At 71.7% G+C, this 18,535-nt stretch carries 19 protein-coding genes; 15 read left to right on the top strand and 4 right to left on the bottom strand.

Translation table 11 applies throughout. The features are described 5' to 3' along the window. Window positions 1-5: 5 nt before the first annotated feature. Window positions 6-524, top strand: coding sequence for an HIT family protein (locus tag FS793_RS01520; protein WP_144719709.1), 519 nt, complete (start codon window positions 6-8; stop codon window positions 522-524). 21 nt (window positions 525-545) lie between these two features. Here FS793_RS01520 and FS793_RS01525 read toward each other — a convergent pair whose 3' ends face one another. Further along, complete coding sequence (locus FS793_RS01525; RefSeq protein WP_144717862.1) at window positions 546-1,076, bottom strand: hypothetical protein; 531 nt, start codon at window positions 1,074-1,076, stop codon at window positions 546-548. Between the two features lie 72 nt (window positions 1,077-1,148). Here FS793_RS01525 and FS793_RS01530 point away from each other — a divergent pair, with 72 nt between their 5' ends. The 9 genes from FS793_RS01530 (at window position 1,149) to FS793_RS01570 (ending at window position 10,160) form a co-directional block, all read left to right on the top strand. Beyond that, on the top strand, window positions 1,149-1,778 hold the full coding sequence (locus tag FS793_RS01530) for a hypothetical protein (protein ID WP_144717864.1): 630 nt from the start codon (window positions 1,149-1,151) through the stop codon (window positions 1,776-1,778). Window positions 1,779-1,810: 32 nt separating this feature from the next. Further along, window positions 1,811-2,578 (top strand): YebC/PmpR family DNA-binding transcriptional regulator, encoded by a 768-nt coding sequence (locus FS793_RS01535; protein WP_144717866.1) that lies wholly within the window; start codon window positions 1,811-1,813, stop codon window positions 2,576-2,578. Between the two features lie 26 nt (window positions 2,579-2,604). Further along, complete coding sequence (ruvC, locus tag FS793_RS01540; protein WP_260979970.1) at window positions 2,605-3,147, top strand: crossover junction endodeoxyribonuclease RuvC; 543 nt, start codon at window positions 2,605-2,607, stop codon at window positions 3,145-3,147. Window positions 3,148-3,217: 70 nt separating this feature from the next. After that, the gene (gene ruvA / locus FS793_RS01545) at window positions 3,218-3,790 is read left to right on the top strand and encodes a Holliday junction branch migration protein RuvA (protein WP_144717868.1); all 573 of its coding nucleotides are present in this window, start codon (window positions 3,218-3,220) and stop codon (window positions 3,788-3,790) included. Then, window positions 3,787-4,800: a Holliday junction branch migration DNA helicase RuvB gene (gene ruvB / locus FS793_RS01550; protein ID WP_144717870.1), complete on the top strand. Its 1,014-nt coding sequence runs from the start codon at window positions 3,787-3,789 to the stop codon at window positions 4,798-4,800. The genes ruvA and ruvB overlap by 4 nt, the downstream gene beginning before the upstream one ends. Before the next feature lie 74 nt (window positions 4,801-4,874). Beyond that, window positions 4,875-5,258: a preprotein translocase subunit YajC gene (locus tag FS793_RS01555; protein WP_144717872.1), complete on the top strand. Its 384-nt coding sequence runs from the start codon at window positions 4,875-4,877 to the stop codon at window positions 5,256-5,258. After that, on the top strand, window positions 5,258-6,934 hold the full coding sequence (gene secD, locus FS793_RS01560) for a protein translocase subunit SecD (protein WP_144717874.1): 1,677 nt from the start codon (window positions 5,258-5,260) through the stop codon (window positions 6,932-6,934). The genes FS793_RS01555 and secD overlap by 1 nt, the downstream gene beginning before the upstream one ends. Further along, complete coding sequence (secF, locus tag FS793_RS01565; protein ID WP_144717876.1) at window positions 6,934-7,908, top strand: protein translocase subunit SecF; 975 nt, start codon at window positions 6,934-6,936, stop codon at window positions 7,906-7,908. Before secD ends, secF begins: the two co-directional genes overlap by 1 nt. Window positions 7,909-7,937: 29 nt before the next feature. After that, window positions 7,938-10,160, top strand: coding sequence for a RelA/SpoT family protein (locus FS793_RS01570; RefSeq protein ID WP_144717878.1), 2,223 nt, complete (start codon window positions 7,938-7,940; stop codon window positions 10,158-10,160). On the opposite strand, the gene FS793_RS01575 is transcribed toward FS793_RS01570, so the two are convergent. The 3 genes from FS793_RS01575 to FS793_RS01585 all read right to left on the bottom strand — a co-directional run bounded on the left by FS793_RS01575 (window position 10,147) and on the right by FS793_RS01585 (window position 12,779). After that, the gene (locus FS793_RS01575; RefSeq protein ID WP_144717880.1) at window positions 10,147-10,644 is read right to left on the bottom strand and encodes a hypothetical protein; all 498 of its coding nucleotides are present in this window, start codon (window positions 10,642-10,644) and stop codon (window positions 10,147-10,149) included. The genes FS793_RS01570 and FS793_RS01575 overlap by 14 nt on opposite strands. 91 nt (window positions 10,645-10,735) lie before the next feature. Continuing rightward, window positions 10,736-11,965 carry a DUF349 domain-containing protein gene (locus tag FS793_RS01580; protein ID WP_144717881.1) on the bottom strand — a complete coding sequence of 410 codons (1,230 nt, stop codon included), beginning with the start codon at window positions 11,963-11,965 and terminating at the stop codon, window positions 10,736-10,738. 28 nt (window positions 11,966-11,993) lie between these two features. Then, a complete protein-coding gene (locus FS793_RS01585) occupies window positions 11,994-12,779 on the bottom strand; it encodes a peptidylprolyl isomerase (protein ID WP_260979971.1) in 786 nt (261 codons plus the stop codon). Between the two features lie 105 nt (window positions 12,780-12,884). On the opposite strand from FS793_RS01585, the gene FS793_RS01590 reads away from it, so the two are divergent. From FS793_RS01590 to ruvX, 5 genes are all read left to right on the top strand, one after another. Next, the gene (locus FS793_RS01590) at window positions 12,885-14,309 is read left to right on the top strand and encodes a replication-associated recombination protein A (RefSeq protein ID WP_144717885.1); all 1,425 of its coding nucleotides are present in this window, start codon (window positions 12,885-12,887) and stop codon (window positions 14,307-14,309) included. 125 nt (window positions 14,310-14,434) lie between these two features. After that, window positions 14,435-15,055 carry a 30S ribosomal protein S4 gene (gene rpsD, locus FS793_RS01595; protein WP_144717887.1) on the top strand — a complete coding sequence of 207 codons (621 nt, stop codon included), beginning with the start codon at window positions 14,435-14,437 and terminating at the stop codon, window positions 15,053-15,055. Window positions 15,056-15,162: 107 nt separating this feature from the next. Next, the gene (locus tag FS793_RS01600) at window positions 15,163-15,342 is read left to right on the top strand and encodes a hypothetical protein (RefSeq protein WP_092501483.1); all 180 of its coding nucleotides are present in this window, start codon (window positions 15,163-15,165) and stop codon (window positions 15,340-15,342) included. Window positions 15,343-15,420: 78 nt separating this feature from the next. Continuing rightward, entirely contained in the window at window positions 15,421-18,075 is a 2,655-nt protein-coding gene (gene alaS, locus FS793_RS01605; protein WP_144719711.1) for an alanine--tRNA ligase, read from the top strand. Further along, window positions 18,075-18,530, top strand: a complete 456-nt coding sequence (gene ruvX, locus FS793_RS01610) for a Holliday junction resolvase RuvX (protein WP_144717889.1) — start codon at window positions 18,075-18,077, stop codon at window positions 18,528-18,530. The genes alaS and ruvX overlap by 1 nt, the downstream gene beginning before the upstream one ends. Window positions 18,531-18,535 lie beyond the last annotated feature (5 nt).

Raw genomic sequence — 18,535 nt, forward strand, 5'->3', positions numbered from 1 at the left:
CGTGGATGTCGTCGGAGCTCGCGGGCGTGCCCGACCGCTACCAGCGGCTCTGGACGCCCTACCGGATGGCGTACATCCAGCAGGGACAGCAGCCCGAGCGCGACGCGTGCCCGTTCTGCGTCGCGCCGACGCTGCCCGACGCCGACGGCCTCGTCGTGCATCGGGGCACGAGCGCGTTCGTGATCATGAACCTGTACCCGTACAACACCGGGCACGTGATGGTCTGCCCGTACCGCCACGTCGCGACGTACGACCTCGCGACCGAGGAGGAGACGGCCGAGATCGCGCTGCTCACGCAGCAGGCGATGCGCACCATCTCGCTCGTGTCGAACAACGACGGCGTGAACATCGGCATGAACCAGGGCCGCGTCGCGGGGGCCGGCATCGCCGACCACCTGCACCAGCACATCGTGCCCAGGTGGGCGACCGACGCGAACTTCTTCCCGATCATCGCGCAGACGAAGGCGCTGCCTCGCCTGCTCGAGGAGGTGCGGGCCGAGCTCGCGGAGCGCTGGGTCTCCTGACGCGACCCAGCGCTCGCCCGATCAGCTGCAGGGGACGGAGAACGCGACGGATGCGGTGCCCGCCGTGAAGGTGTCCATCGTGATCGTCGTCGTGAAGACCCCGTCGGCGTAGGTCGCCGGCGCGGACTCCTCGGTCTGGATGTACGCCGTCGAGCCGATGACCATCGAGAAGGTGTCGGCCGTCCACGTGCCGCCCGAGTCGGTGAAGAAGCCCGAGACGACGTCCTCGCCGCTCTCGGGTGCCGACGCCATGATGGCGCTCGTGCCGTAGAGCACGCAGTCGAGCTCCGCGACGAGCTCGGCAGGCGCGGTCGCACCGTCGATGAGGATGCTCGCGCCGCCCGCTGCCGGAGCGCTCGTCTCGGTCGGCTCGGGCGACGTGCTCGGCGGGTCGCTCGCCGGCGGCGTCGACGTGGGCGCCGTGGTCGGGTCGGACGACGCCGTCGGCGTCGTCTGCTGCGGAGCGACGGCGGGCGGGGAGACGATGCATCCCGTGAGCGCGAGGGCGCCGACGACGATGCCGGCGAGGGGGAGGATGCGAGTGCTGGGCATGCACGCATCGTGGCACCGTCGTCTGGACGCGTGCCGACCTTCGGGCGCGGCCGCCGCCGGTAGCCTCACGACATGCAGCTCTACTCGGCTCGCCCCGACCGCCGCGCATGGCAGATCGTCGGCGATCTCGTCGCGATCGGCGTGCTCGTCGCCGCCATCTGGCTCTCGGGCGAGGTCACGCGAGCGATCGACTCCCTCGCGCGCTTCGGCGTGCAGATGCAGGACACCGGGTCGACGCTCTCGGACACGCTGCTCGGTGCGGCCGACGGCCTCGAGGGCATCCCGCTCGTCGGGTCGGGCCTGGGGGCGCCGTTCGTCGAGGCCGCGGGGGCTGCGGAGGGCCTGACGACGGCGGGCATCACGCTCGAGACGGCCATCCACGCGCTCGCCGCCGGCGTGGGCGCCGCGGTGTGGATCGTGCCGGTGCTCGTGCTGATCGCGGCGTGGCTCGTGCCGCGCATCCGCTTCGCCCTGCGCTCGGCCGAGACGGCGCGCGTCGCCGCGACGCCCGCGGGCCGCGACCTGCTGGCGCTGCGCGCGCTCGTCGCGCGACCGCTGCCCGAGCTGCAGGCCGTCGCCCCCGACCCGCTGCGGGCGATCCGCGAGGGCGACGACGCCGTGCTCGACGCCCTCGCCGGGCTCGAGCTCTCGGCGGCGGGCGTGCGGCAGCGCCTCGCACCCGCGCCCAGCGGACGCCGGTAGTCTGGATCGTCGATCAGAACCGGGAAGGCAGCATGTCCGGACATTCCAAGTGGGCGACGACCAAGCACAAGAAGGCGGTCATCGACCAGCGCCGTGCGAAGTCGTTCGCGAAGCTCATCAAGAACATCGAGGTGGCCGCGAAGCTCGGCGGCGCCGATCTCGCCGGCAACCCGACCCTGTACGACGCCGTGCAGAAGGCCAAGAAGACGTCGGTGCCGAACGACAACATCGATCGCGCCATCAAGCGCGGCGCCGGCATCTCGGGCGAGTCGATCGAGTACACCACGATCATGTACGAGGGCTACGCCGGTGGTGGCGTCGCGCTCATGGTCGAGTGCCTCACCGACAACAAGAACCGCGCGGCCGCCGAGGTGCGCACGGCCATGACCCGCAACGGCGGCACGATGGCCGACCCCGGCTCGGTCGCCTACAACTTCCACCGCAAGGGCGTCGTGTCGGTCACGAAGACCGACGACGTCTCCGAGGACGACATCCTGCTCGTCGTGCTCGATGCCGGTGCCGAGGACGTCGTCGACCAGGGTGGCGGGTTCGAGATCCTCTCCGAGCCCACCGACCTCGTCGCCGTGCGCTCGGCGCTCGTCGACGCAGGCATCGACTACGACTCGGCGGAGGCCGAGTTCGTCGCCGACCTCAAGGTCGAGGTCGATGCCGAGACGGCGCGCAAGGTCATGCGTCTCATCGACGCGCTCGAGGACTCGGACGACGTGCAGAACGTCTTCTCGAACTACGCCCTCACGCCCGAGGCGCAGGCCGAGCTCGACGCCGAGGACGAGGACTAGGGCTCGGCGGCGACGAGGGACGCACCGTGCGCATCCTCGGCATCGACCCCGGCCTCACGCGCTGCGGCGTGGGTGTCGTCGACGCCGAGGGTCGCGCGGTGCGACTCGTCTCGGTCGACGTGCTGCGCTCGGCGGCCGACGAGCCGCTCGAGCACCGCCTGCACCGCATCGCGTCGGGCGTCGAGGCGGCGATCGCGGAGCACCGGCCGGATGCGGTGGCGCTCGAGCGCGTGTTCGCGCAGCACAACGTGCGCAGCGTCATGGGCGTCGCGCAGATCTCCGGCCTGGTGCTGCGCGCCGCGGCTGCGAGCGGCATCGCCGTCGAGCTGCACACGCCCAGCGAGGTCAAGGCGGCGGTGACGGGCTACGGGCAGGCCGACAAGCGGCAGGTGGGGGCCATGGTGCAGCGCATCCTCGCCCTCGATGCCATGCCCAAGCCGGCCGACGCCGCCGACGCCCTCGCGATCGCGATCTGCCACGCGTGGAGCGCCCGCAGCGCCGCCCCGACCGCCGCCCTCACCCCCGCGCAGCGCGCCTGGCAGGCCGCCGAGCGCGCCAGCAGGCGCTGACGGTCGAGGCGGCACCGCGCGACGGCGCGGCGACCGGGCTGCGTCATCCGTCGAACCTAGGCTGGAGCCCATGATCGCGAGGCTCGACGGCACGGTGCTGGGCGCGACGGGCAGCCGCCTCGTCGTGGGCGTCGGCGGCGTCGGCCTCGCCGTCGCCGTGACGCCGCAGCAGTCGCTCGTCGCCGCCGTGGGCTCGGCGATCGCGCTGCACACCACGTTGATCGTGCGCGAGGACGACCTCTCGCTCTACGGGTTCGCGACGCAGGCGGAGCTCGACGCGTTCGACCTGCTCCGCAGCGTCTCGGGCGTCGGGCCGAAGTCGGCCCTCGGCGTGCTGAGCCACATGACGCCCGACCAGCTCGCCGACGCCATCGTGCGCGAGGACGAGCGCGCGTTCAAGGCGGTCAGCGGCATCGGCCCGAAGACCGCGCGCCTCATCATCGTGCAGCTCGCGGGCAAGCTCCACGCGTCCGCCCCCGCGGCGGCGACGCCGTCGGATGCGGGCGCCGACGTGCTCGTCGCGCTCACGGGCCTCGGCTGGCCCGAGCGGCAGGCGCGCGCCGCCCTCGACGCCGTGGGCGCCCAGCCCGACGCCGGCTCGCTGCTGCGCGCAGCGCTCGCCGAGCTGGGACCGCGCGGATGACCGACGAGCTCACGCAGCCGGAGGCCACGGGCGACGAGATCGCGTTCGAGGGCGCCCTGCGCCCCGGGTCGCTCGGCGAGTTCGTCGGCCAGCCGAAGGTGCGCGGGCAGCTCGAGGTGCTGCTGCGCGCCGCCGCGCTGCAGGACCGCAGCCCCGACCACATCCTGCTCGCAGGCCCTCCCGGCCTCGGCAAGACGACGCTGGCCATGATCATCGGCGCCGAGACGGGACGAGCCGTGCGCCTGTCGTCGGGTCCCGCCATCCAGCACGCGGGCGACCTCGCCGCCGTGCTCTCCGCGCTCACGCCCGGCGACGTGCTCTTCGTCGACGAGATCCACCGCATGGCGCGCTCCGCCGAGGAGATGCTCTACCTCGCGATGGAGGACTTCCGCATCGACATCATGGTGGGCAAGGGCGCCGGAGCCACGTCGATCCCGCTCGAGCTCGCGCCGTTCACGCTCGTCGCCGCCACGACGCGCTCCGGCATGCTGCCGAGCCCGCTGCGCGACCGCTTCGGATTCACGGCCCATCTCGAGTTCTACGACCCGGCCGACCTCGAGCGCGTGCTGCACCGCTCGGCGAGCCTGCTCGGCGTGCCGCTGCCCGACGAGGCGATCGTCGAGCTCGCTCGACGGAGCCGCGGCACGCCCCGCATCGCCAACCGACTGCTGCGGCGCGTGCGCGACTGGCTGCTCGTGCACCCCGGCAGCGACGAGCTCGAGGGCGTCCGCGAGGCGCTGCGCCTTTACGACGTCGACGAGGCCGGCCTCGACCGTCTCGACCGCGCCGTGCTGCACACGATCGCCCACCGCTTCCGCGGCGGCCCCGTCGGCCTGTCGACGCTCGCGGCGTCGGTGGGCGAGGAGGCCGACACCATCGAGTCGGTCGTCGAGCCCTACCTCGTGCGCGAGGGCCTCCTGGCGCGGACGCCGCGGGGCCGCATCGCCACGCCCGAGGGCCTCGCCCACGCGGGCGTCGTCGTCCATCCCACATTGGACGAGCGGCTATGATCGTCGGGTTCGTGCCCGCGCGCCTGCGCGCCTGCGAGCCGACCCATCCGAACTTCGACTGAAGCGACCTCACCATGCATCTCCTCACCCAGACCGCGAACGAGAACGCCCAGACCGGTGGCATCCCGTTCGACCCGCTGACGATCGGCATGCTGCTGATCCTCGCCGTGCTGATCTTCTTCATGTTCCGCAACAGCAAGAAGCGCAAGGCCCAGCAGGCGGAGCTGCAGGACAAGATGGTGCCCGGCGCGGAGGTCATGACGAACTTCGGCGTGTTCGGCACGCTGCTCGCCATCGACGAGGACAAGAACGAGGCGCTCGTCGAGGTCTCGCCCGGCGTGACGCTGCGCGTGCACCGTCAGACGCTCGCGCGCGTCGTCGAGGACGAGACGCTCGCCGACGAGTCGCCCGCCGACGACGCCGAGACGAGCGGCGACAGCACCACCGAGCGCCCGTAGTGGCGAAGGCGCGGGCGCGCTCGGGGCGCGCACTCATCTGGCTCGTCGTCATCGGCGCCGTCTTCGCGGGGCTGAACTGGGCGAGCGTGGCGACGCAGGGCGGGTCCTGGACCCCCCGCCTCGCGCTCGACCTCGAGGGCGGCACGCAGGTCATCCTCGAGCCGCAGCTGCAGCAGGGCGAGCAGGTCACCGAGGACCAGCTCAACCAGGCCGTCGAGATCATCCGTCAGCGCGTCGACGCGTCGGGCATCTCGGAGTCCGAGATCACGACGCAGGGCGGCCAGAACATCGTCGTCGCCATCCCCGGCGAGGTCGACGACGCGACGATGGATCGTCTGCAGTCCAGCGCCCGCATGGAGTTCCGCCCCGTCCTCACGGTCGCGGCAGCGCTCACGCCCGACGAGATCGCGACGAACCAGGCCGCCCAGGAGGCGACGCCGCCCGTCGACGACCCCGCCGCCGCGACGCCCGCCGACGCCTCCGACCTCGCGTGGATCACCCCCACGCTGCAGGCGGCCTACGACACGTTCGACTGCGCAGCGCTGCAGGACCCCGAGCGCGGCGAGCAGCCCACCGACGAGCCGCTCATCACGTGCTCCGAGGACGGCACGGCGCGATACATCCTCGGGCCCGTCGAGGTCGAGGGCGCCGACATCTCCGACGCCACCTTCGGCCAGGCGACGACGTCGACCGGTGCGCCCACGGGCGAGTGGGAGGTGCGCCTCCAGTTCGACGCGCAGGGCACCGAGGCGTTCGACGAGGTCACGAGCCGCATCACGAGCCTCGAGAGCCCTCGCAACCAGTTCGGCGTCGTGCTCGACGGCGCGGTCGTCATCGCGCCCGCGTCGAACGCCGTCATCACGAACGGCGAGGCATCGATCACCGGTGGCTTCACGCAGGACGCCGCGTCGTCGCTCGCCGACCAGCTGAAGTTCGGCTCGCTGCCGATCGGCTTCGAGGTGCAGTCGGAGGAGACCATCGCGGCGACGCTCGGCGAGAGCCAGCTGCAGGCGGGCATCATCGCCGGCCTCATCGGCCTGCTGCTCGTCATCGGCTACTCGATCTTCCAGTACCGCGCGCTCGCGTCGGTCACGATCGCGTCGCTCGTCATCGCCGGTGGCCTGTCGTACCTCGTCATCACGTGGCTGTCGTCGGCGGAGGGCTATCGCCTCTCGCTCGCCGGCGTCACGGGCCTCATCATCTCGATCGGCCTCATCGCCGACTCGTTCATCGTCTACTTCGAGCGCGTGCGCGACGAGCTGCGCGACGGGCGAGCGCTCACGAGCGCCGTCGAGGCCGGCTGGCGTCGTGCGTGGCGCACGATCGTCGCGTCGAAGGCGCTCAACCTGCTCGCCGCCGTCGTGCTCTACCTCGTCGCGGTCGGCAACGTGCGCGGCTTCGCGTTCACGATCGGCATCACGGCGATCATCGACCTCGTCGTCGTCGCGCTGTTCACGCACCCGATGCTGCAGCTCGTCGCACGCACGCGGTTCTTCTCGAGCGGCCACCCCATGTCGGGTCTCGACCCGAAGGCGCTCGGAGCCGTGTACCGCGGCCGCGCGCAGTTCCGCGACCCCGTCGCAGCAGGCAAGGGCGCGACGAGCTCGCGCGAGGCGCAGCGCCGCCAGTCGATCGCCGAGCGCAAGGCATCCGCCTCGGCAGAGCAGGAGCGGTGATGGCATCCCTCACCCAGTTCGGCAACCGCCTCTACACGGGCGAGACGTCCTTCCCGTTCGTCGCGCGTCGCAAGACGTGGTTCCTCGTCGCACTCGCGGTGCTCGCGCTGTGCATCCTCGGACCCATCCTGCGCGGCGGCTTCGAGTTCGGCATCGAGTTCCGCGGCGGCAGCGAGTTCCGCGTCACGGGCATCGAGCAGGTCGACGAGCAGGCGGCGCAGGACGCCGTGACGGGCGTGCTCGGCGCGTCCCAGGTGCCGAACGTGGCGCAGATCGGCCAGGACGGCCTGCGCGTGCAGACCGAGCAGCTCTCCGACGGCGACACCGTCGAGATCCGCGACGCCCTCGCCGCCGCGCTCGACGTCGACACGAGCGAGATCACCTCGTCGTTCGTCGGCCCGTCATGGGGCCAGGACATCACCCGCCAGGCGATCGTCGGACTCGTCGCGTTCGTGCTGCTCGCGGCCATCATCATGGCGTTCTACTTCCGCACCTGGAAGATGTCGGTCGCGGCGCTCGCCGCGCTGTTCTTCACGCTCGTCGTGACGCTCGGCGTGTACGGCACGGTCGGCTTCGAGATCACGCCGGCCGCCGTCATCGGCTTCCTCACGATCCTGTCGTACTCGCTGTACGACGTCGTCGTGGTGTTCGACAAGATCCGCGAGCAGACCGCGCCAGGCACGTCGGGCTCGTTCCTCGACAACATCAACCTCGCGGTCAACCAGACGCTCGTGCGCTCGATCAACACGTCGGTCATCGCCGCGCTGCCGACCGCGGCGATCCTCTTCATCGGAGCGTTCCTGCTCGGTGCCGGCACGCTGCGGGACATCTCGCTCGCGCTGCTCATCGGCACGCTCGTGGGCGCATGGGCGACGCTCTTCGTCGCAGCGCCGCTCTACGCGCAGATGCGCCAGGGCGACGCGATCGGCGAGGCGAAGGCCAAGCGGCCCTCGGAGCGCGGCGCAGTCGTCTGACGGCACGACCGCGGGAGGAGGATGGACGCATGAGCGAGACGCAGACCACCGGCGCGTTTCGCACCCTGCTGCCCTTCCTGTTCTCGCGGTCGAACCGTGCGGGTGCGATCGATGACCTCATCCGCACGGTCAAGGGCCACCACCCGAAGGCCGACACCGGGCTGATCCAGCGGGCGTACATCGTCGCCGAGCGCGCCCACCAGGGGCAGTTCCGCAAGTCGGGCGAGCCGTACATCACGCATCCCGTCGCCGTCGCGCAGATCCTCGCCGACCTCGGCATCGGCCCGGTCACGATCGCGGCAGCGCTGCTGCACGACACCGTCGAGGACACCGAGTACACGCTCGACCAGTGCCGCGCCGACTTCGGCGACGAGGTCGCGATGCTCGTCGACGGCGTCACGAAGCTCGACAAGCTGCAGTACGGCGACGCCGCGCAGGCCGAGACCATGCGCAAGATGGTCGTGGCGATGGCGAAGGACATCCGCGTCCTCGTCATCAAGCTCGCCGACCGCCTGCACAACGCGCGCACATGGGGCTTCGTCTCGAGCGAGTCGGCGCAGCGCAAGGCGCGCGAGACCATCGAGATCTACGCGCCGCTCGCGCACCGCCTCGGCATCCAGGCGATGAAGACCGAGCTCGAGGACCTCTCGTTCGCCGTGCTCAACCCCAAGGTCTACGTCGAGATCAAGAACCTCGTCGAGGGCCAGGCGCCGGAGCGCGACCGGTACATGGAGGAGGTCGTGCAGGCGCTCGTCGACGACATGCGCGGCGCCCGCATCAAGGGCCGCGTGACCGGTCGACCGAAGCAGTACTACTCGATCTACACGAAGATGCAGGTGCGGGGCCACGAGTTCTCCGACATCTACGACCTCGTCGGCGTGCGCGTCATCGTGCCGAGCGTGCGCGACTGCTACGCGGTGCTCGGTCAGATCCACGCGCGATGGAAGCCCATGCCGGGGCGCATGAAGGACTACATCGCGACCCCGAAGTTCAACCTGTACCAGTCCCTGCACACGACGGTCATCGGCCCCGAGGGTCGCCACGTCGAGATCCAGATCCGCACCGAGGAGATGCATCGCCGCGCCGAGTACGGCGTCGCGGCGCACTGGAAGTACAAGCAGGGCGGCGGCCAGGCCGTCACCGGCGAGGACATGGCGTGGCTCGCCCATCTCAACGACTGGCAGGCCGACACGCAGGACCCGGGCGAGTTCCTCGACTCGCTGCGCTTCGAGATCGGCGCGAAGGAGGTCTACGTCTTCACGCCGAAGGGAAAGGTCGTGGGCCTGCCGAAGGGTGCGACGCCCGTCGACTTCGCCTACGCCGTGCACACCGAGGTCGGCCATCGCACGATGGGCTCGAAGATCAACGGCCGTCTCGTGCCGCTCGACACGGGCCTGCAGACGGGCGACGTCGTCGAGGTCTTCACGTCGAAGAACCCGGACGCGGGGCCGAGCCAGGACTGGCTGTCGTTCGTGCAGAGCGCGCGCGCCCGCAACAAGATCCGCCAGTGGTTCACGCGCGAGCGCCGTGACGAGGCGATCGAGCAGGGCCGCGACGCCATCGCGAAGGCGATGCGCAGGCACAACCTGCCGCTGCAGCAGCTCATGAGCAGGGAGTCGTTCGTCGAGGTCGCCTCGTCGATGGGGTACGACGACGTCAACGGCCTGTACGCCGGCGTCGGCGAGGGCCACGTCTCGACGCAGTCGGTGCTCGAGAAGGTCGTCGCCGGCCTGCAGGGCACGGTCGACGAGGACGAGTTCATCCCCGTGAGCCCGTCGCGCGGCGTGCAGTCGCGCACCTCGTCGTCCGGCGTGCTCGTGCGCGGCGCCGACGACATCCTCGTGAAGCTCTCGAAGTGCTGCACGCCCGTGCCCGGCGACGACATCGTCGGCTTCGTGACGCGCGGCCAGGGCGTGAGCGTGCACCAGCGCACGTGCCCCAACGTGCAGGGGCTGCTCGCCGAGCCCGAGCGCATGATCGAGGTCTCCTGGGCCGACAACGTGAAGAGCGTGTTCCTCGTGCACATCCAGGTCGAGGCGCTCGACCGCTCGGGCCTGCTCTCGGACGTCACGCGGGTGCTGAGCGAGCACCACGTCAACATCCTCTCGGCGTCGGTGCAGACGGGCACGGACCGTCTGGCCATCAGTCGATTCGTCTTCGAGATGGGCGACACCACGCACCTCGACCGCGTGCTGAACGCCGTGCGGCGCATCGACGCCGTCTACGACGTCTACCGCGTCACGGGCGGCTGACGAGGCCGAGCGACTCGAGTCGCGCGAGCGACCGCTCGATGCGGCTGCGTCCCGATCCCGGGATCGCCCAGCGCAGCTCGCGCGGATCGTCGGCGAGCAGCCGGATCGCCGTGCGGGTCACGTCGTCGTCGCGGTCGTCGGCGAGCAGGTCGACGGCGGTGCGCAGCCGCGACGTGACGCGCACGCCGTCGACGTCGAGGCACGTGTGCAGCGCGACGCGCCGGATGAGCGCGCGGCAGCCGGCAGGCACCTCGGCGCGGCGATGGCGCAGGGTGGCGACGTCGATCGTGTCGGGCAGGGGAGCGGCGCCATGCACCCACGCGGCGGCGAGGCCCGAGACGATGTGGGCGGACGTCAGCGGCAGCCTGAGGGACCGGAGGCGGTCGGCGGGGGAGTCGACGCGGTCGACGTGCCGAGCGGAGTGCGCGAGGTCGACGAGATCGCCGTCGAGGCGCATGGCGGAGCGTTCTGCGATGGAGAGCATGCCGGCGAGGGTGCAGCATCGCGACATGCGACGAGGCGCCGACCTCCACGACTGTGGAGAGCGGCGCCTCGGCGTCGGGTTGTGGAGAGCGTCAGCGGGCGGCGGCGACGACCGCGAGCCACTCGCGCTTCGTCTGCAGCTCGGCCTCGAGGCCGGCGACCTTGCGCGCGTCCTTCGACGCCTTCGCGGCCTCGATCGCTGCCTCGAGCTGCTCGATCGACTCCTCGAGCTGGCCCGCGAGACCCTCCGAGCGCGCCTTGCGCTCGGGGTTCGTGCGGTCCCAGTGGTCGTCGTCGAGCTTGCGCACGTGCGCCTCGATGCGGCGCATGCCGTCCTCGACCTCGCGGAGCGCCTCGCGCGGCACGCGGCCGATCTCGTCCCAGCGGCGCTGGAGCGCCGTGAGCGTGTCGCGAGCCTTCGCACGGTCGGTGACCTGCAGCAGCGGCGTCGCCTCCTCGAGGATGGCGCGCTTCGCGGCGAGGTTCTCGCCCTGCTCGCCGTCGACGATCGCGTTGGCCTCGGACTTCGCCTGGAACAGCACGTCGCCCGCAGCCTTGAAGTCGGCCCACAGCGCGTCGTCGACCTTGCGGCCGGCGCGGCCTGCGGCCTTCCACTCGTCGAGCAGCGAACGGTACGCCGGGATGCCGTCGGCGCCCTTGGGCGCGAGCGCCTGCGCGCGCTCGACGAGCGCCTGCTTGCGGCTGCGCGCATCCTTGTGCTGCGAGTCGAGCTCGGAGAAGAAGGCGCGGCGGCCGTGCTCGACGGTCTGACGCGCGTCGCGGAATCGCTTCCACAGGGCGTCGCCCGCCGACTTCGGGATGCGCGGGCCGTCCTTCTGCGCCGTCTGCCAGCGCTGGAAGAGCGCATCGAGCTCTGCGCTCGCCTGCTTCCACTGCACCTGCTTCGGGTCGCGGGCCGCGAGCGCCTCCGCGGCGGCCACGATGGCCTCGCGGTCGGCGACGGCAGCCTGCGACTGCTGCTCGGCCTCCGCCTTCTGCTCCGCGCTCAGCTCCTCGAGCTTGCCCGCGAGGGCGTCGATGCGAGTCAGCAGGGCCTCGAGGTCGCCGACGGCGTTCGCTCCGGTGATCGACTCGCGCAGATGCCTCGCGGCCTTCTGCACGTCGGTCGCCGAGGCACCGGCACGCGACCGCTGCTCGAGCAGGCGCACCTGCCCCTCGAGATCTGCGTACTTGCGCTGGAAGTAGGCGAGCGCCTCATCGGGGCTCGCGTCGGGGTACTGGCCGACCTCACGCCACTGCTCGCCCTCACGGACGGAGACGGTGCCATGCTCGTCGACGCGGCCCCACGGGTTCGCGTCCATGGCCCCAGGCTACTTCACGCGGGCCGCGTCATTCGACGGTCGCGGCATCGATCGTCACCGGGTTCAGCGGAGCGCCGTCCTCGGGAGCGACGCCGGTCGCCGGAACCGGCGTGGTGCCCGCCGAGATGACGTCGCTCACGAGCTGGTCGAGACCGCTCGTGACCGTGCCGATCACCGTGTAGCCGCCTGCGGCATCCGCGGGGATGTCGGTGTCGCCGTAGACGATGAAGAACTGGTGGCCGTTCGAGTTCGGGTCCCCGCCGGCGCGCGCCATGGCGATGGTGCCGGCCGGGTACACGTCGTCGGCCGGAGCGTTCTCGATCGGACCGTACTGGTAGTCGGGGTCGCCGGCGCCCGTGCCGTCGAGCGAGCCGCACTGCAGCACCTCGAAGCGGTCGGCCGTCGTGAGGCGGTGGCACGTCTTGCCGGCGTAGTAGCCGGTCTGGATGTCCTCGATCACGGCCGAGACGGCCTGCGGCGCCGCAGCGCCGTCGAGCTGGATGCCGAGCTCGATGCCGTTGATGGTGAGGGAGCCGGTCCAGTCGCGACCCTCGGCGAGCGACGGGTCGGGCACGGCCTCCGAGGCCGTGGCCTCGTCGGTGGGAGCGGGCGACTCGGAGGCGCTGGCAGCGTCGTCGGTGGGCTGCGAGTCCGCGTACCACCACTGGCCGAGGCCCGCGAGGGTGCCCACGACCACGACCGCGGCGATGGCGATGACGTTGTCGCGCTTGAGCCTGCGCTGCTTGCGCTCGTGCACCGTGCGGCGTGCGCGGTAGTCGCGGACGCGCCGCTGCTGCTCCTTGGTGCTCGTCACCGATCCGTCTCCCGTCTGGATGCTCGCACGAGCGTAACGCCTGCGCCTGTGCCGCACGGACGGGCCCGCGAAGGGCGCGTCGGAGGTCGGCCCTACGATCGAGGCATGGCGAATGCGGGGCTCGGATCGTCGACCGCGCCGCTCGCGGTCCGCATGCGGCCGCGCTCCCTCGACGAGGTCGTGGGGCAGCGGCATCTGCTGCGCGACGGCTCGCCGCTGCGCAGGCTCGCGACCCCCGGAGCCCGCAGCGGGCAGTCGGTCATCCTGTGGGGTCCGCCCGGCACGGGCAAGACCACGATCGCGCAGGCGATCGCCGCCTCGAGCGATCGCCGCTTCGTCGAGCTCAGCGCCGTGACTGCCGGCGTGAAGGACGTGCGGCAGGTGATGGAGGAGGCGCTGTCGACGCGCGACCTCTACGACTCGCAGACCGTGCTGTTCCTCGACGAGATCCACCGCTTCACGAAGGCGCAGCAGGATGCGCTGCTCCCGGGCGTCGAGAACGGCTGGGTGACGCTCATCGCGGCGACGACCGAGAACCCGTCGTTCAGCGTCATCAGCCCGCTGCTGTCCCGGTCGCTGCTGCTGACCCTCGAGCAGCTGCCCGACGACGAGCTCGCCGGCCTGCTCGATCGCGCCGTCGCCGATCCTCGCGGCTTCGGCGGTCGCGTCGTGCTCGACGACGCCGCCCGCGCGTCGATCGTGCGGCTCGCCTCCGGCGACGCGCGTCGTGCGCTGACGATCCTCGAGGCCTCGGGCTCGCACGTGCTCGCGGTGCCGAGCGGTGCGTCGCCGGACGAGGAGGAGGACGACGAGGACGACGACGCCGGTGGCGACGCCGACGCGACCGAGCCCGTCGACGCGACGCCCGTCGACGCGGCGCCCGCCGACGCGACGCCCGTCGTCACCGACGCGATCGTCGCCGAGAGCGTCGACGCCGCGCTGCTGCGCTACGACCGGCAGGGCGACGAGCACTACGACGTCATCAGTGCCTTCATCAAGTCGGTGCGCGGCTCCGACCCCGACGGCGCCCTGCACTGGCTCGCGCGCATGATCGAGGCGGGGGAGGACGCCCGCTTCATCGGGCGCCGCCTCATCATCCTCGCGTCGGAGGACGTCGGCATGGCCGACCCGCAGGGCCTCGTGATCGCGACCGCCGCGGCGCAGGCAGTGCAGCTCATCGGCATGCCCGAGGGGCGCATCCCGCTCGCCGAGGCGACCGTGTACCTCGCGACGGCGCCGAAGTCGAACCGCTCGTACAAGGGAGTCGATGCCGCGATCGCCGACGTGCGCCGCGGCGCCTTCGGCCGCGTCCCGACGCATCTGCGCGACGCGCACTACCCCGGCGCGAAGCGCCTCGGCCACGGCAAGGGCTACCGCTACGCCCACGACGCGCCCCACGGCGTCGCGACGCAGCAGTACCTGCCCGACGAGCTCGCGGGCACCGTCTACTACGACCCCGGCGCGCACGGCTACGAGCGCGAGGTCGCCGCGCGGCTCGAGCGCATCCGGGCCATCCTGCGCGGGGACTGACGCCGCGAGCGACTCGGGGCGACCATCTGGTAGCCTGGACCACGGTCCGCTCGGACCACCCACCCATCCTTTTGCCGGGAGACCGGCTGGCTGCTCGCGCAGCCGCGATGCGAAGGAAGCAACGCATGACCACCAAGACCAGCATCACGCGCAAGTCGCGTGCGCTCGGCGTGGCCCTCACCCCGAAGGCCGCCAAGTACCTCGAGAAGCGTCCGTACGGCCCCGGCCAGCACGGCCGCACCAAGCGCAAGGCCGACAGCGACTACGCCGTCCGCCTCCGCGAGAAGCAGCGTCTGCGCGCCCAGTACGGCATCCGCGAGAAGCAGCTGCGCCTCACGTTCAACGAGGCTCGCCGCCAGGCGGGCCTGACGGGTGAGAACCTCGTCGAGCTGCTCGAGATGCGTCTCGACGCGCTCGTGCTGCGTGCCGGCTTCGCGCGCTCGATGGCGCAGGCGCGCCAGCTCGTCGTGCACCGCCACATCGTCGTCGACGGCCAGCGCGTCGACCGCCCTTCGTTCCGCGTCAAGGAGGGCCAGACCATCGGCGTGCACGAGCGCTCCGAGGGCATGGAGCCGTTCCAGGTCGCAGCCGCCGGCGGTCACGCCCAGGTGCTGCCCCCGGTCCCCGGCTACCTCGAGGTCACGCTCGACCGCCTGCAGGCGGTCCTCGTGCGCCGCCCGAAGCGCGCCGAGGTGCCCATCGTCTGCGACGTGCAGCTCGTCGTCGAGTACTACGCCGCGCGCTGATCGCACGGTGCACGAAGGCCGTCCGGGTTCCCCGGGCGGCCTTCGTGCGTCTGCCGCCAGGTCGAAAAGATAGACTGGCCGTCCACTTCCACGAGGAGACACCTGCCATGAGGACCATCGCCCTGCTCGCCGTCGGCGCCATCGCCGGCGCCGTCGTCGTCACGCGCATGCAGCAGACGCCCAAGGGCAAGGAGATCCTCGACGCGGCGGACGCGCGGGTGCGCGAGTTCACCGACGCCGTCAAGGACGGCTACTCGAGCCGCGACCGCGAGCTGCGCGGCGAGTAGGCGCCACACCTCCCCAGCACGACCCGGCCTCGTGACGAGGCCGCAGCGCCCGCATGGGCATCGAGAGACGTGATCCAGATGCAGACCGCCGAGATCCATGACCGCTTCCTGCGCTTCTTCGAGCGCAAGGACCACACCATCGTGCCGTCGGCGTCGCTCGTCAGCGACGACCCGACGATCATGTTCACGATCGCCGGCATGGTGCCGTTCATCCCGTACCTCACCGGTCAGGAGCCCGCGCCGTACGCGCGCGCGGCCGACGTGCAGAAGTGCATCCGCACGAACGACATCGAGGAGGTCGGGCGCACGCCGCGCCACGGCACCTTCTTCCAGATGACGGGCAACTGGTCGTTCGGCGACTACTTCAAGCGCGGCGCGATCGAGTACGCGTGGGAGTTCCTCACCGGGTCGGAGGACGACGGCAACCTCGGCTTCTCGCCCGACGACCTCTGGGTCACGGTCTTCGAGACCGACGACGAGGCCGTCGCGCTGTGGAAGGAGATCGCGGGCCTGCCCGACGAGCGCATCCAGCGCCTCGGCCGCGACACGAACTACTGGTCGACGGGCCAGCCCGGCCCCGCCGGCCCCTGCTCGGAGATCTTCTTCGACCGCGGTCCCGCGTACGGCATCGACGGCGGCCCCGCCACCGACGACGACCGCTACGTCGAGATCTGGAACCTCGTCTTCATGCAGGACCAGATCGCCGACGTGCGGTCGAAGACCGACTTCCGCATCGTCGGCGACCTGCCCGCGAAGAACATCGACACCGGCATGGGCCTCGAGCGCATCGCGTTCCTCAAGCAGGGCGTCGAGAACATGTACGAGATCGACCAGGTGCGTCCCGTGCTCGACCTCGCGGCGCAGCTCTCGGGCCGCGAGTACGGCGCCGACCACGAGGACGACGTGCGGATGCGCGTCGTCGCCGACCACGTGCGCTCGTCGCTCATGCTGCTCTCCGACGGCGTCACGCCCGGCAACGAGGGCCGCGGCTACATCCTGCGCCGCCTCATGCGTCGCGCGATCCGCGCCATGCGCCTGCTCGGCGTGCACGAGCCCACGTTCCCGACGCTCTTCGCCGCGTCGCGCGACGCCATGCAGGCGTCGTACCCCGAGCTCGGCACCGAGTGGTCGCGACTGTCGCGCTTCGCGTTCGCCGAGGAGGAGACCTTCCTCAAGACGCTCGAGGCCGGCTCGACCGTGCTCGACGGCGCGCTCGAGACGACGAAGGGCGACGGTCGCGTGCAGCTCGCGGGCGATACGGCCTTCCTGCTGCACGACACCTACGGCTTCCCGATCGACCTCACGCTCGAGATCGCCGAGGAGCAGGGCCTCACGGTCGATCGCGCTGCGTTCGACCGCCTCATGGGCGAGCAGCGCTCGCGTGCCAAGGCCGACGCGAAGGCCAAGCGCGGCGCGCTCGCCGACCGCTCGGTGTACGGCGAGTTCCGTGCGGCGGGCGAGACGGCCTTCCTCGGATACGAGGAGCTCGAGGCCGACGGCGCCGTCGTGGGCATCCTCAAGGACGGCGTGAGCGTGCAGCGCGCCGCCGCCGGCGAGACCGTCGAGCTCATGCTCACCGCCACGGCCCTGTACGCCGAGTCGGGCGGCCAGGACTCCGACCAGGGTCGTCTCGTGGGCGACGCGTTCGAGGCGGACGTCGTCGACGTGCAGCGCCCCGTGCCCGGCCTCACGAGCCACACGGTCACGATCGTCTCCGGCGAGGTCGGCATCGGCGATCGTGCCCGCTCGATCGTCGACGTCGCCTACCGTCGCGGTGCGACGCAGGCGCACTCCGCGACCCACGTCATCCACGCCGCGCTGCGCCAGGTGCTCGGCCAGGACGCGCACCAGTCGGGCTCGTACAACAAGGCCGGCTACATGCGCCTCGACTTCTCGTGGTCGAACCCGCTGAGCGCCGACACGCGCTCGGAGCTCGAGGAGATCGCCTCGTCGGCGATCGCCGACGACCTCGCGGTGGAGACGCGCATCATGGGCCTCGACGAGGCGCGCGAGGCGGGCGCGATGGCGCTGTTCGGCGAGAAGTACGGCGACACCGTGCGCATGGTCGACATCGGCGGGCCGTGGTCCCGCGAGCTCTGCGCAGGCACGCACGTCGCGTCGTCGGGACAGATCGGCCTCGTCGCCATCACCGGCGAGTCGAGCGTGGGAGCCACGAACCGCCGCGTCGAGGCGATCGTGGGGCAGGACGCGTTCCGCGAGCTCGCCGCCGAGCGCGCGCTCGTGCAGTCGATCTCGCAGAGCCTCAAGACGCCGAAGGACCAGCTGCCTGCCCGCATCGACGACCTCGTGGCGTCGCTGAAGGTCGCCGAGCGCAAGGTCGCCGAGTTCGAGTCCCAGCGCCTCGCGCTGCGCGTGCCCGAGCTCGCCCAGTCGGCATCGCGCGAGGGTCGCTCGCGACTCGTCGCCGCCGACCTCGGCGCGCTCGGCTCGGCCGACGACGTGCGCTCGCTCGCGCTGCAGGTGCGCGAGCGCCTCGGTGCCGACGCCGCGACGGTCGCGCTCGGCGCGACGGTGGGCGACAAGCCCGTGGTCGTCGTGGCGACGAACCAGGCCGCGCGCGACGCAGGCGTGCAGGCCGGACCCCTCGCCAAGGCCGCCTCGGCCGTGCTCGGCGGCGGCGGTGGCGGCAAGCCCGACATGGCGCAGGGCGGCGGCACCGATGCCGCACGCATGCCCGAAGCGCTGCGTGCGATCGCGGAGGGCCTCGCCTGATGCGGCAGGGCGTCCGCCTGGGCGTCGACGTGGGCAGGGTCCGCGTCGGCGTCGCACGGTCGGACCGCGATGGGCTGCTCGCGACGCCGGTCGAGACGATCCAGCGGGTCGACGTCGACGGCGTCGTGCGCCGCATCGGCGAGCTCGTCGGCGAGCTCGACGTCGTCGAGCTCGTCGTCGGGCTGCCGCTGTCGCTCTCGGGCGGCGACACCGCCAGCACGCAGGACGCGCGCGACGTCGCCGCCGCCCTCGCCTCCGTCGCGCCCGTGCGGCTCGTCGACGAGCGGCTGTCGACCGTGACGGCGCAGTCGGCCATGCGCCAGGCGGGTCGCTCGACGCGTCGTCAGAAGGCCGTCATCGACCAGGCGGCCGCCGTCGTCATCCTGCAGCACGCGCTCGACGCCGAGCGCGCGGGACGCGTTCCCGGCATGATGGTGGACCACGAGGAGGACTGATGGGA

This window comes from Agrococcus jejuensis (assembly GCF_007679035.1).
In the GTDB taxonomy this organism is placed as follows: Bacteria; Actinomycetota; Actinomycetes; order Actinomycetales; family Microbacteriaceae; genus Agrococcus; species Agrococcus jejuensis_A.

What these genes read in the sequence shown, in the direction of transcription:
- FS793_RS01590 (WP_144717885.1), top strand. Translation starts at nt 12,885, where the DNA reads ATGGCGAATGCGGGGCTCGGATCGTCGACCGCGCCGCTCGCGGTCCGC.
- FS793_RS01575 (WP_144717880.1), bottom strand. Translation starts at nt 10,644, where the DNA reads ATGCTCTCCATCGCAGAACGCTCCGCCATGCGCCTCGACGGCGATCTC.
- secF (WP_144717876.1), top strand. Translation starts at nt 6,934, where the DNA reads ATGGCATCCCTCACCCAGTTCGGCAACCGCCTCTACACGGGCGAGACG.
- FS793_RS01555 (WP_144717872.1), top strand. Translation starts at nt 4,875, where the DNA reads ATGCATCTCCTCACCCAGACCGCGAACGAGAACGCCCAGACCGGTGGC.
- FS793_RS01520 (WP_144719709.1), top strand. Translation starts at nt 6, where the DNA reads ATGTCGTCGGAGCTCGCGGGCGTGCCCGACCGCTACCAGCGGCTCTGG.
- FS793_RS01600 (WP_092501483.1), top strand. Translation starts at nt 15,163, where the DNA reads ATGAGGACCATCGCCCTGCTCGCCGTCGGCGCCATCGCCGGCGCCGTC.
- ruvA (WP_144717868.1), top strand. Translation starts at nt 3,218, where the DNA reads ATGATCGCGAGGCTCGACGGCACGGTGCTGGGCGCGACGGGCAGCCGC.
- alaS (WP_144719711.1), top strand. Translation starts at nt 15,421, where the DNA reads ATGCAGACCGCCGAGATCCATGACCGCTTCCTGCGCTTCTTCGAGCGC.
- FS793_RS01580 (WP_144717881.1), bottom strand. Translation starts at nt 11,965, where the DNA reads ATGGACGCGAACCCGTGGGGCCGCGTCGACGAGCATGGCACCGTCTCC.
- FS793_RS01570 (WP_144717878.1), top strand. Translation starts at nt 7,938, where the DNA reads ATGAGCGAGACGCAGACCACCGGCGCGTTTCGCACCCTGCTGCCCTTC.
- FS793_RS01535 (WP_144717866.1), top strand. Translation starts at nt 1,811, where the DNA reads ATGTCCGGACATTCCAAGTGGGCGACGACCAAGCACAAGAAGGCGGTC.
- FS793_RS01525 (WP_144717862.1), bottom strand. Translation starts at nt 1,076, where the DNA reads ATGCCCAGCACTCGCATCCTCCCCCTCGCCGGCATCGTCGTCGGCGCC.
- rpsD (WP_144717887.1), top strand. Translation starts at nt 14,435, where the DNA reads ATGACCACCAAGACCAGCATCACGCGCAAGTCGCGTGCGCTCGGCGTG.
- FS793_RS01530 (WP_144717864.1), top strand. Translation starts at nt 1,149, where the DNA reads ATGCAGCTCTACTCGGCTCGCCCCGACCGCCGCGCATGGCAGATCGTC.
- ruvX (WP_144717889.1), top strand. Translation starts at nt 18,075, where the DNA reads ATGCGGCAGGGCGTCCGCCTGGGCGTCGACGTGGGCAGGGTCCGCGTC.
- ruvB (WP_144717870.1), top strand. Translation starts at nt 3,787, where the DNA reads ATGACCGACGAGCTCACGCAGCCGGAGGCCACGGGCGACGAGATCGCG.